Source organism: Streptococcus mitis B6 (genome assembly GCF_000027165.1).
GTDB classification, from domain to species: domain Bacteria; phylum Bacillota; class Bacilli; order Lactobacillales; family Streptococcaceae; genus Streptococcus; species Streptococcus mitis_AR.
This window is the reverse complement of the sequence record NC_013853.1, coordinates 629,911-642,388: the sequence shown is the minus strand read 5'-3', so window position 1 is coordinate 642,388 and position 12,478 is coordinate 629,911. Positions and strand designations below refer to the sequence as shown.

Sequence of the window (12,478 nt, the reverse complement as noted above, 5' to 3'; positions counted from 1 at the left end):
TTCTTGTAATTCATCTCTGTTTCATCCTGAAATGAAAATCAAAGAACAAACTAGGAAGCTAGCCGCAGGTTGCTCAAAGCACTGCTTTGAAGTTGTAGATAGAACTGACGAAGTCAGCTCAAAATACTGTTTTGAGGTTGCAGATGGAAGCTGACGAAGTCAGTAACATATACCTACGGCAAGGTGAAGCTAACGTGGTTTGAAGAGATTTTCGAAGAGTATTATCAAGATAAAACAGATAAAAATGCTACCTATATTATACCCCATTTAGGAGAGAATAGGTAGCAAGTTTGTTATTCGCTATCCAGCAAGAGTTCTTTTGGTTGTTTTCTAAGGAGATTGCTTGAAGCAAGCGCCATAACGAGAACCACTAGAACCAAGGCAAGGACAAAGATGATGATAAAGTCTGATGTCTGAATGGAAATATCTAGGCTCGACAAGGTCTTGCTAAAGCCGTCTACTTCTGCACCACCACCAAGGTTAGAGGCTTGAGCAGCCTTGCTAGCTTGCTTGGCAACACCTGAAGTGACATTGGCAAGAACAGTATTTCCGATTGCACGCGCTGTGTAAGTAGCTAAGAAGTAAGCAGACACAAGAGCAGGGATGGCAATCAAGATGGATTCAGTAATGAATTGACCCAAGATACTTGCCTGCTTGAGACCAATAGAGAGGAGAATACCCACTTCCTTGCGACGGGCATTGATCCAAAGGCTGAGCAAGAGGGCAAGGAGAAGAACTGAGAAACTCAAGCTACCCCAGAAGAGGAGATTGGCCGTCTTGTACATACCAGAGATGGATTGCTCAAGAGCTGGGTAGTTAGAGGAGCTCTTCACTAGTGTATAGCTCTTCCAGTTGATACCACTGATGCCATTCAACTCTTTCATAACATCATCCAAGTTCTTGTCCGCTGTTACAAAGAAGGTTGCGTCCCCATAAATAGCTGTGTCTTCTGTGTATCCATAAAGTTTTGCAGCAGTGTGAATGTCAGTGATAGCTGTATTTTCATAGAGTTCTTGTGAGTAGGTTACTGCTGACTTATTATGACCATCAAAGAGTCCCTTGATTGTCACTTCAACTGTTTCCTTGGCACCTTTTTCATTGTCTGCATCGTAGATATTAGAGTCTAGTTTGACCTTGTCCCCTACTTTCCAGCCGTGTTTGGCTGCCAAGTCCTTGTGCAGGAGGATCTTGTCCTTGTCGTCGTTTGTTAAGTGCTCTCCTTCAACTAGTTTATAAGAGCCCGAGACAAACTTGTCTTCTTTAGAGGAGTCATTGACACCTGTAATCATTAAGCTACTTCCAAAATGTTTGGCACGATCAGGAGTCAGATTTTTCTTGGTTTCTGGCGTTTCGATGAGTTCATAGCCAGTCAAATCTCCGATAGCGTTGATGCGTTTCACATAAGACTCAATGGCCTTGTTTTCGGTGATTTTTTTGATATCTTCACCCTTTATATTCCCAGCACCACGTGGCGTTCCTTGATTAACGCGACGATTGATTTGCATGGAGAAGCTATTGGTGATATTTTTAAAGGTCTCCTGAGAAGCCTTGGCAGTAGCTCCCTTGATTGACAAACCAACCAAACTCAAGCTCGCCATGATGAGAATAATCAGGAAGATGACAATCGATTTGAAAAACTTCCTTGTAACATAGGCAAATGCGTTGTGTAACATAGATTCCCTTTCTAGATGCTGTTCTATTTCAATGTCTTATAACTTATATAAATTATTTTTTTACTATTTCCCTTAGATTGTGCGGACGGGAGCAACTTCCTGTAGGAATTTCATCCCTAATTTTTGAGCCATATGTCTCAAAAATTCCGGCCTAGATAATAACTTTGTTATTATCTAGGCTATCACTACTGCGGGAAATAGTTGTTAAAGACTCACTTCATTTATTATTACTTTACACGTATCTGGTTACCAACTAATACTAGTTTAAAGTTTAATAACTAGATTCTATATTTCAGTCAGTTTCTTATCCTTCAACTCAAGTATAATATCTGACGCTTGAGCCACTTCTTTGCTGTGGGTTACGACGATGACACATTTACCTGTTTTCTGGGCAAGTGATTTGAGCAGTTCGACAATATCTCCAGCAGTTTTAGGGTCCAGATTTCCCGTTGGCTCATCAGCAAGAATTACAGGAGCTTCCGATACCAGACTGCGAGCAATGGCAACACGTTGTTGTTGACCACCTGATAACTGGAGAACATTCCGCTTGATCTGACTTTCATCCAAACCAAGCTCAAGAAGTGTATCCTTGCTTGCCTTTTTATTCACCAAGCGGATATTTTCCAGTGGAGAAAGATAATCTATCAAGTTATAATTTTGAAAGACTAGGGAAATATGGTGCATGCGATGGTAAGAATAGCCCTTCTTACGAATATCCTCTCCTTGGAAAAGAATAGAACCTTCAACAGGACTATCTAGACCAGCAAGTAAGGACAAGAGAGTGGATTTTCCTGCTCCTGACTCACCAATAATACTGTAAAATTTCCCGGGTTCAAAATTATAATTGATCTGATATAGGACTGCTTCAGCAGTGTTCTTATAACGGTAGGTAACATCTTGTAATTGTAATAAAGTCATGATTTCTCCTTCTTAACTAATAGATGATAAAATTTCTTTCGGCGATTTTCTAAATAAGAATAGGAAACAAAGGGCTACAGATAAGCAACTAAGCAGAACTAGAAAAACATAGGATTCTGCAAAAGATAGGATGCTGGTTGATAGACTGCTTGCTTTGGCTAGTGTATCTTGTAAGCTTGTCTGATCTCCACTTGCTAGTAGAGTTTGGAGTGGGTAAGTTGTGATGGCGTTTCCTGCAGCAAATGCTGGAAGCAAAGCACCGAGAGATACCAAAACTACCTCTAAACAGAATTGTAGGAAAATCGAGCTCTTGCCTTTTCCAAGTGCCAGTAAAATTCCCACTTCGTAGACCCTTTCTCTCAACCAGAGAGACAAAACAAGAATTAAGGCCCCAGCTCCTGCTATCAACATCCCATAAAGGAAGATGGTTAGGAAGGTTTGGAAGGTAGCAACCGAGTCTTTGATTTGTTCAAAAGCCTTGTTTTCTTTCTCAACTTGATAACCGTTATTTTCCAAAGACAAGTTTTCTACCTGCTTCATGAGTTCGTCCATTTCCTTAGGATTTTCTACATAGAAGCGAGCTGCACTGACTAGAGATTCACCATTACCCAAAAGGCTTTGGCTACTTTCATAGTCTGTAAAGACTTGGTTTTCACTGAAGTCTGAAGACAAGCCTGTAAATTTCTCTTGTTTTTTACCAGAGAAGATGCCGACAATTTCAAACTCAACTGTTTGTCCTTTGCCAGATTCTGACTGTCCAGCATCTAAATGAATCTTGTCATGAAGCGAAAGACCGTTCTTCTTAGCCAACTCTTCGTGGATGAGAATTTTCTTGGAATCCCCTTTTTGAAGGTGTCGCCCTTCTTTTAAATTGAAAGCCGAACTGGTAAAGGTAACATCCTTAGATGAATCTTCAAGAGCCGTTAAGCTAACCATGTTCTTATCCGCAGCTGACAAATCATCACGCTCCACGCTCTGCTCGCCACTCACTGCTTCCTTGTCTTTTAGTTTTGCAATCGTCTCGAGTTCAGAAGAAACATTTTCCAGTCCCTTAATCTTGCTTACAGATGCTAGGTCTGACAACTTGAATGTCTGACCATTTTCTATCTTCTTAATAGAAAATGATGTGTTGAGTGATTTGTAAAGATTGGTTTCAACTGTTTTGTTGGACTTCATCAGAGTCAAACAGGCCGAAATTCCAGCCAATAGGACCAATAAAATCAGAAATAAAATAAAACTTCTCAGTCGTTTTCTGCTGACATAAGCCCAAGCTCTTTGGATTGGATTCATTTGTCACCTCCATATTTGTAAGACTATTATAAAATTCAAATATGAAATGTTTATGAAATATAAAAAAAGAGCAAAAATTTTTTGCTCTACTTGAATTAGATGAAAAAAAGAGCTAGCCTAAGCTAACCCTTATCCTATGCGGAGAGAGGGACTTGAACCCTCACGACCTAAAGCTGTCACAGGATCCTTAGTCCTGCGCGTCTGCCAATTCCGCCATCCCCGCGTCGATTACTTTACTAGTATATCAACTTTTAGGATGCTTGTCAACACTTTTTTTCAATTTTTTTCATTTCATCTACCAAATTACTCTGAAATTTCATTTAGATTTTCATCTACTAACTTAGCTCCGAGTGTATTTTTGAAATGATCTAGGGCAAATTGATGATTTTCAGGCCAGATGGAAGCAACAGCTGGTTTAACAATCTCGATATCATATCCTAGATTATAGGCATCTATAGCTGTATGCAAGACACAGATATCCGTCAAGACACCTGTTAAGATAACAGTAGACACTCTCCGCTCTCTCAAACGGATATCCAGGTCAGTCCCTGAAAAAGCTGAGTAATGGCGTTTATCCATCCAAAAGACACGACTGTCTGAACCATGCTCTTGATAAAAGGTTCCCAAATCTCGGTATAAATTCCGTCCACTAGTCCCAATCAAATTGTGAGGAGGAAACAGCTTGCTTTCTGGATGGAAACAATCGTTTTCTTCATGAGCATCTATTGTAAAGAAGATGTAATCTCCTCGTTCAAAAGCTAATCGAGTTACCTTGCTGATGGCATCCGAAATCGCCTGAGCTGGAGCACCTGCTGTCAATTTTCCACTATCAGCAACAAAATCTTCTGTATAATCAATCGAAATCAAAGCCTTAGTCATTAGTAATCTCTTTTCTTCACTTCTTCAAAAATATCTGAAATCAAGACCTTAAGATAGGTTCCCTTCATTCCAAGTGAGCGACTTTCAATAATCCCTGCAGACTCAAGTTTACGTAGGGCATTGACAATCACAGAGCGAGTGATTCCGATACGATCTGCAATCACTGACGCAGTCAACTGCCCTTCATTTCCATTTAATTCCCCTAAAATGGCTGAAACAGCACGAAGTTCGGAGTAAGAAAGGGTATTAACCGCCATGGTAACAGCAGTACGGCGGCGAATATTTTTCTCATCTTCTTCACGTTGGAAATTAAGGAGTTGAATCCCAACAACGGTACTGGCAATCTCAACAAGAATCAAATCCTCGTCTTCGAATTTTTTATCATTGCGCCAAATAATCAAAGAACCAAGGCGAATCCCTGATACATGAATCGGTGCAATAGTCGTCAAACCGTCTGGAAAGTCGGCACGACTCTCTACAGGAAAAATACTCAAATCATGATCAACTGTCAGATTGGCTTCTGTATCGTAAATCATGTTCGCTCCCTGTACATAGTCATCCGGGAAAATCTTAGTTTGGAAGAATTGCTCTACACGATCTGTATTGGTTTTATAACGCATAAAATAGCCAAGAAGACGACCCTTGCTGTTAACAATACAAGCATTACAGTCAATAATATCCGCCAATTGACGGGTAATCGCATTGTAGGGAAGTTCTTCCTGTAACTGCTCCTCCGAGCGCTTCAAGATAGAAGTAATTTTTCTAGTTTTTTCTAATAAATTTGCCATTTTTCACCTCGAGTTTAATCGCTACCATTATAACATAAACAGCTTGAATTTTCAATAATTATCTGAAAATTGCTTATTTAATTGCAATTTGAAAAAACACGTAACTTCTCAAAGTAACTTCCATCTCTCTCCCAAAACTGGAAGTTAGTCTCAGACGATGAATTATGCTAGAATTAAGTCTGAGACTTTTCGTGAGGAGGCACCTCATGACGAAAAAACAAAAACATCTCACTCTAGAAGACCGTATTGACATCCAAACTGGAATCAGCCAACAGGAGACTTTCCGTTCCATCGCTGAGAAGATGGGGAAAGACCCGTCAACGATTTCAAAGGAAATCAAGCGCAATCGCATCATGCATCCAACATCCGTCAAATCTGATTGCACGGATTGCCCTCTTCTCAAAAAAGCTCCTTATGTCTGTAACAACTGTCCAAAAAAGAGGACGGATTGTGGGTTTAACCGCTATCTTTACTACGCGAAAAAGGCACAGGAGCAGTACGAGACTATGTTGAGGGAATCCAGACAGGGAATTCCCCTAAACAAGGAAAGTTTTTATCAGATGGACAAGGTCTTAACCCAAGGCATCCAGAAGAAACAAAGCATCTACCATATCATTCAGACACATAACCTACCTGTGTCGAAAGCTACGGTGTATCGGCATGCCAAGCTGGGCTATCTGACAGCCAAGCCCATTGATTTCCCTCGGATGGTCACGTTCAAGGAACGCAGAAAATCCAGAAAAGTAGCTATTCCTAAAGAGCTGAAAATTGGGCGGACCTATCAAGATTTCCAAGAGTTACGAGAAACAGATGATTTCTTCAAATGGTTGGAAATGGACACGGTCATCGGCAGACCTGGTGGAAAGCTACTGCTCACCTTCAACGTTTCCTTCTGCAACTTCCTCTTCGCCTTGCTTTTGGACAACAAGACTGCTCTGGAAGTCGCCACTAAATTCGCAGCTTTGAAAGAAAGAGTCATGGACGGAGGGTGTGCGTTCCATCAGCTGTTCCCTGTCATTCTCACAGACAACGGATCTGAGTTCGCCTATGTGGAGGAGCTTGAGCGAGACATTGATGGGAAGTCTCACCTCTACTTCTGCGACCCTAGCCGTCCTGACCAGAAGGGGCGGATTGAGAAGAACCATACGGTTTTGCGAGCCATTCTTCCCAAGGGCACTTCCTTTGACCAGCTGACTCAGAAAGACGTCAATCTAGTCATTTCCCATGTCAATTCCTTGAAACGAGAAGAGTTTCAAGGAAAATCTGCTTACGACATCTTCACCTTCACCTTTGGCGAGGACATCGCTGCTCTTCTGGGTTGCCAATTTGTCAAACCAGAAGACACACACCTATCACCTGATTTATTGAAATAAAGGGAATTTTCCCCTCTAACTACACATCTTATCACCATCGAAAAGTCTCACACTAAACGCTAGCAACTGGAATTTACTCTAAGACGACTCTGTTTTAGGGCTATTTGTCGTGCACTTTTTTCTGAGTCTTTTCGCTTTTGAACCCTTATATATCAAGAAAAAGAAAACCAGTGGAAGTTAGTCTAAGACGGATTTCCACTGATTTCACGCGTTTTTCTCATACTAAAAGCTAGGTTGTGGGAAACTGGAAGTTAGTTTTAGAAGTTACCATTTGAAAAAACAAGAATATTTTTAATTAAATTACTTCTTTTCTATTGACAAGCTCCCTATTTTTGTGTATTATAATATTACAAGAAGATAATATATATATTTTATTTATCTTTCTTTTTCCATTCGGTCTCCTTATATAAAAAAAGCGATTCATTTTGAACCGCTTTTTCTTATTTATCGCCCTTGTTACGAATAACAAAGCCTGTTTTCTTTTCGCTTGAAGTATTGCGTGGTTTTTTATTATCCTTACGGTAACGTTTTTCCTTATCAAAACGTTCGTTTCCACGACTGCCTTTTTTAAAATCATCTCGGCGACCATTGCCACGTCGTTCGCGATCACGACGGTCATCTCCACGACGACCTCCCTTACCTTTACCACCGAAGCCATTACCTGATGGTTTAAATGGCAGTGGTTTTTCACGCGCAATCTCCACTTCTGGAAGGCTATCCGGATCTTGAACAGTCAGACTCAAGATATACATGGCCAATTCTTCTGGAGTAAATTCAGCAGCTAGCTTACGAGCATCCTTGCCAAATTTCTCAAAGTTACTACGGATAGTCTCATCTGCAAAATCACGTTCAATTTTCTTAAGAGCTACCTGTTTTTTAGCTTGGAAGGCTTCTTCTGCACTTGCAGGTTTGAGACCTTTCATGCGTTTCTTAGTCAAGTTTTCAATAATTTGGAGGTAGCCCATTTCATTTGGTGATACAAAAGTAATCGACTGACCTGACTTACCAGCACGACCTGTACGACCGATACGGTGAACATAACTTTCAGGATCTTGTGGGATATCGTAGTTATAGACATGGGTCACACCTGAAATATCCAACCCACGCGCTGCAACATCTGTCGCAACCAAAACATCAAGATTGCCATTTTTAAAGTCACGAAGGACACGAAGACGTTTGTTTTGGTCTAGGTCTCCATGAATTCCTTCTGCACGGAAGCCACGGATTTTCAGACCACGAGTCAATTCATCCACACGGCGTTTTGTACGACCAAATACGATAGCAAGTTCTGGTTGTTCCACATCCATAAGACGAGTCATGGTATCAAATTTTTCTTGTTCCTTAACTCGGATATAGTACTGGTCAACCAATTCTGTTGTCAATTCCTTAGCCGCAATCTTGACATGCTCCGGTTCTTTCATAAATTGAACACCAATACGTTTGATGGCATCTGGCATAGTTGCTGAGAAAAGTAAGGTTTGACGGCTTTCAGGAACACGAGAAATGATAGCTTCAATGTCTTCAAGGAAGCCCATGTTGAGCATTTCATCCGCTTCGTCAAGGATAAGAGTTCCAATATCTTGTAATTTCAAGGCCTTGCGTTTAATCAAGTCCAAAAGGCGACCAGGTGTTCCCACCACGATATGGGCACCAGATTTAAGAGCCTTAATTTGTTTTTCAATGCTTGATCCACCATATACTGAGCGAACCTTGACTCCCTTACTGCGACCAAAGCGGAAGAGTTCTTCTTGACTTTGGACAGCGAGTTCACGAGTTGGAGCGATGACCAAGGCTTGAATGGTCGCTTCTTCTGTACGGATTTTTTCAAGGGTAGGCAAGCCGAAGGCTGCAGTTTTTCCTGTACCAGTCTGAGCTTGACCGATCACGTCCTTGCCTTCAAGGGCCAAGGGAATAGTTTGTTCTTGGATTGGACTAGCTTCTACAAAACCAGCTTTTTCAATCTCTGCTAGCAAATCAGCAGACAAGTTTAATTTATTAAATTTCACGTTATTCTTCTTTCTAAAGGTGGTGCGAAGCCACCCTATAGGGCTTAGTTTATACTTTTCTTTTTATGACGTACTTTCATATACTGGATACAAAATCGTGTTGCTTCTTTTCCACAAAAGAAAAGTACTGTTTTCTTTGCAACCTATCTAGTATAACACAAGACCAGAGCAAAAGATAGTTAAATCCGTCGATAAAGTCATGTGAACGATTTTCCTTAGAACTTTCAGTCTAGCTTTCGACTTGCTTTTCTTTTTTCCTTTCGCCAATCGGTCACCCCCTCAATCATACTAACTCCTCTAAGTATATCAAAATTCACTAAAAAAGACCCAAACCAACTGGTTTAAGCCTTCATTATATTAAATAGCGTCTCCACCACGTTCACCAGTACGAATGCGGACAACATCATCAATAGGAACAATAAAAATCTTCCCATCACCAACTTCTCCTGTCGCCACGGCGCTCCGAATGGCATCAACAACTTCGTCAACTGCCATATCCTTAACTACAATTTCAACCTTAACCTTAGCTAATAAGGTGGGAACAATGCGCTGTCCACGAACAAACTCTGCAAAGCCACGTTGATTACCGTATCCTAGTACTTGCATCACAGTCATCCCTTTGGCCAAACCACTACCAGTCAAGGCATTTTTCAAATCTTCCAATTTATCCGAACGAATAATCGCTTCTATTTTTTTCATCAGTATCCTCCTACGAATCCATACCCATAAAGGTTGGGTAGGCTGTTTCCTTGTGTTCACAGTCATCAAGACCAATAGCCTCATCACGGTCACTAACACGTAAAGGCATATAATGAGCAATTACTTTAATAATACCATAGGTCACAAGAGCCGACCAAATAGCTGTAAAGATAATAGCCAAGATGGTCACAATAAACAGATGGGCCTTTCCATAAATTAAGCCAATATTGGCCTTATCTAGGGCTAAATCTGGTGTCGTAAAAATCGCAGTAGCCAAACCACCAAAGATGCCTCCGACACCATGGCAACCAAAAGCATCCAAAGCATCATCATAGGCAAAATGCTTCTTCAAGACTGAAATAGCATAGAAACAAATCGGACTAACCATAAGACCAATTAGAATGGCACTCCAAATTGAAACAAAACCTGCTCCAGGTGTGATGGCAACAAGTCCGGCCACTAACCCAGTCGAACCACCGACCAAAGAGGGATGACCTGTCACATATTTTTCAAGAGCTAGCCATGAAAACATGGATGCAGCTGCTGAAACATGGGTGGTTACTAGCGCGTGAACTGCCAAGCCATTAGCAGCCAAGGCTGATCCTGCATTGAAACCAAACCAACCAAACCATAAGAGACCCGCTCCCAATAGGACAAAAGGAACATTATGAGGACGGTGTTCTAAAATGCCAAAATCACGACGTTTACCAACAACGATGGCCAGAACCAATGCCGATACACCCGAGGTAATATGAACCACATCACCACCTGCGAAGTCAATTGTCCCCCATTTAGCAAGGAGCCCTTCGTCCCAAACCATATGTGCAAATGGATAGTAGACAAGAAGTAACCAAAAGACAACAAAGATGGCTAAAGGTGTAAAGCGCATCCTTCCTACCACTGAACCCGTCAAAATCGCCACACAGATAATTGAAAACATCATCTGGAAAGCAGCAAACAGCATATCAGGAATGGTTAGACCACGGCTTGAGGCCGTTTCAGACACACCATTTAAAAAAAGGTGACTAAAATTACCGAAGAAATTCCCATGACCGCCAAAAGAAAGCGAGTAGCCAGCAACAATCCACAAGAGAGAAGCTATAGCTAAGGGAAGAACAGACATCATCATGGTATTGATAACATTCTTACGACGTCCGAGCCCACCATAGAAGAAGGCCAAGGCCGGTGTCATCAAACAAACCATGGCTGAACAAATCAATATAAAGGCACTACTACCTGTATCCATGAAACCACTCCAATTCATAATTTATTTTGTGTTAGATAATATAACATAAAATTACGATAAAGACAAGTGTATTTACGGAATTTTTTGATAATTCTCTATTTTCTGACATCTTTCCTTAGAAAATGAAGCTAAAATTTCCACTATTTCATTAACTTTTTTAAAGCGTAGCAGAATTGTGCAAAAGTTTTTTTCTTGTGCTAGAATGAAATTCGAAATAGGAGGAACTCTAAATGTTAACTTATGATTTAATCGTTATCGGATTTGGTAAAGCTGGTAAAACACTAGCTGGTAAATTGGCTTCAGCTGGCAAGAAAGTTGCCCTCGTTGAACGTAGCAAAGCTATGTACGGTGGAACTTGTATCAACATCGGTTGTATCCCAACTAAGACTTTGCTAGTTGCTGCTGAGAAAGGCTTGTCTTTTGAAGAAGTGATTGCTACAAAAAATACTATCACTGGTCGCCTCAACGGTAAAAACTATGCAACTGTTGCTGGTACAGGTGTCGATATTTTTGATGCGGAAGCTCACTTCCTTTCAAATAAAGTCATCGAAATCCAAGCTGGTGATGAAAAGAAAGAACTGACCGCTGAAACAATCGTCATCAACACTGGTGCTGTTTCAAACGTCTTGCCAATACCTGGACTTGCTACAAGCAAGAACGTCTTTGACTCAACAGGTATCCAAAACTTGGACAAATTGCCTGAAAACCTTGGAGTCCTTGGTGGCGGAAACATCGGTCTTGAATTTGCTGGCCTTTACAACAAACTTGGAAGCAAAGTCACAGTCCTAGATGCTTTGGATACTTTCCTACCTCGTGCGGAACCTTCCATCGCAGCACTTGCTAAGCAATACATGGAAGAAGACGGTATTGAATTGCTTCAAAACATCCGTACTACTGAAATTAAAAATGACGGTGACCAAGTGCTTGTCGTAACAGAAAATGAAACTTACCGTTTTGATGCCCTTCTCTACGCGACAGGACGCAAACCAAATGTAGAACCACTTCAACTTGAAAATACAGATATTGAACTAACTGAACGTGGCGCTATTAAAGTAGACAAACATTGTCAAACAAACGTTCCTGGTGTCTTTGCAGTTGGAGATGTCAACGGTGGCCTTCAATTTACTTACATTTCACTTGATGACTTCCGTGTTGTATACAGCTACCTTGCTGGAGATGGCAGCTACACACTTGAAGACCGTCTCAATGTACCAAACACTATGTTCATCACACCTGCTCTTTCACAAGTCGGTTTGACTGAAAGCCAAGCAGCTGATTTGAAACTTCCATACGCTGTTAAGGAAATTCCTGTTGCAGCAATGCCTCGTGGTCACGTAAACGGAGACCTTCGAGGAGCTTTCAAAGCTGTTGTTAATACTAAAACAAAAGAAATTCTTGGAGCAAGCATCTTCTCAGAAGGTTCTCAAGAAATCATCAACATCATCACTGTTGCAATGGACAACAAGATTCCTTACACTTACTTCACAAAACAAATCTTCACTCACCCAACCTTGGCTGAGAACTTGAATGACTTGTTTGCGATTTAAGTTGAGTTTAATCGTATCGAACAGCCCTCTTGGGGCTGTTTTTACTTCTGCGGAACCTC

General features: G+C 41.0%; 11 protein-coding genes and 1 tRNA gene. 3 read left to right on the top strand and 9 right to left on the bottom strand.

Annotated elements, in window-relative coordinates:
- The first annotated feature begins 31 nt into the window (after window positions 1-31).
- Window positions 32-154: a chlorohydrolase gene (locus SMI_RS03490; RefSeq protein WP_164925512.1), complete on the top strand. Its 123-nt coding sequence runs from the start codon at window positions 32-34 to the stop codon at window positions 152-154.
- A gap of 139 nt (window positions 155-293) precedes the next feature.
- Here SMI_RS03490 and vex3 read toward each other — a convergent pair whose 3' ends face one another.
- The 6 genes from vex3 to codY form a co-directional block, all read right to left on the bottom strand.
- Window positions 294-1,673 carry an ABC transporter permease subunit Vex3 gene (vex3, locus tag SMI_RS03485; RefSeq protein WP_000902978.1) on the bottom strand — a complete coding sequence of 460 codons (1,380 nt, stop codon included), beginning with the start codon at window positions 1,671-1,673 and terminating at the stop codon, window positions 294-296.
- Between the two features lie 285 nt (window positions 1,674-1,958).
- Entirely contained in the window at window positions 1,959-2,591 is a 633-nt protein-coding gene (gene vex2 / locus SMI_RS03480) for an ABC transporter ATP-binding subunit Vex2 (protein ID WP_000173749.1), read from the bottom strand.
- 12 nt (window positions 2,592-2,603) lie between these two features.
- Complete coding sequence (locus SMI_RS03475) at window positions 2,604-3,881, bottom strand: ABC transporter permease (RefSeq protein WP_001068276.1); 1,278 nt, start codon at window positions 3,879-3,881, stop codon at window positions 2,604-2,606.
- A gap of 137 nt (window positions 3,882-4,018) precedes the next feature.
- Window positions 4,019-4,104 (bottom strand) — tRNA-Leu (locus tag SMI_RS03470).
- An 80-nt stretch (window positions 4,105-4,184) separates the two neighbouring features.
- Window positions 4,185-4,760: a cysteine hydrolase family protein gene (locus SMI_RS03465; RefSeq protein WP_000158730.1), complete on the bottom strand. Its 576-nt coding sequence runs from the start codon at window positions 4,758-4,760 to the stop codon at window positions 4,185-4,187.
- Entirely contained in the window at window positions 4,760-5,548 is a 789-nt protein-coding gene (codY, locus tag SMI_RS03460) for a GTP-sensing pleiotropic transcriptional regulator CodY (protein WP_001284993.1), read from the bottom strand. Before codY ends, SMI_RS03465 begins: the two co-directional genes overlap by 1 nt.
- 206 nt (window positions 5,549-5,754) lie before the next feature.
- Between codY and SMI_RS03455 the strand changes: the two genes are divergently transcribed.
- On the top strand, window positions 5,755-6,921 hold the full coding sequence (locus SMI_RS03455) for an IS30-like element ISSmi1 family transposase (RefSeq protein WP_000163008.1): 1,167 nt from the start codon (window positions 5,755-5,757) through the stop codon (window positions 6,919-6,921).
- Between the two features lie 440 nt (window positions 6,922-7,361).
- Here SMI_RS03455 and SMI_RS03450 read toward each other — a convergent pair whose 3' ends face one another.
- From SMI_RS03450 to SMI_RS03440, 3 genes are all read right to left on the bottom strand, one after another.
- Window positions 7,362-8,927 (bottom strand): DEAD/DEAH box helicase, encoded by a 1,566-nt coding sequence (locus SMI_RS03450; protein ID WP_000671233.1) that lies wholly within the window; start codon window positions 8,925-8,927, stop codon window positions 7,362-7,364.
- Between the two features lie 357 nt (window positions 8,928-9,284).
- The gene (locus SMI_RS03445) at window positions 9,285-9,626 is read right to left on the bottom strand and encodes a P-II family nitrogen regulator (RefSeq protein ID WP_000717797.1); all 342 of its coding nucleotides are present in this window, start codon (window positions 9,624-9,626) and stop codon (window positions 9,285-9,287) included.
- Window positions 9,627-9,636: 10 nt separating this feature from the next.
- Window positions 9,637-10,872 (bottom strand): ammonium transporter, encoded by a 1,236-nt coding sequence (locus SMI_RS03440; RefSeq protein ID WP_000379419.1) that lies wholly within the window; start codon window positions 10,870-10,872, stop codon window positions 9,637-9,639.
- A gap of 230 nt (window positions 10,873-11,102) precedes the next feature.
- On the opposite strand from SMI_RS03440, the gene SMI_RS03435 reads away from it, so the two are divergent.
- Window positions 11,103-12,419: an FAD-containing oxidoreductase gene (locus SMI_RS03435; protein ID WP_000958961.1), complete on the top strand. Its 1,317-nt coding sequence runs from the start codon at window positions 11,103-11,105 to the stop codon at window positions 12,417-12,419.
- Window positions 12,420-12,478: the final 59 nt, after the last annotated feature.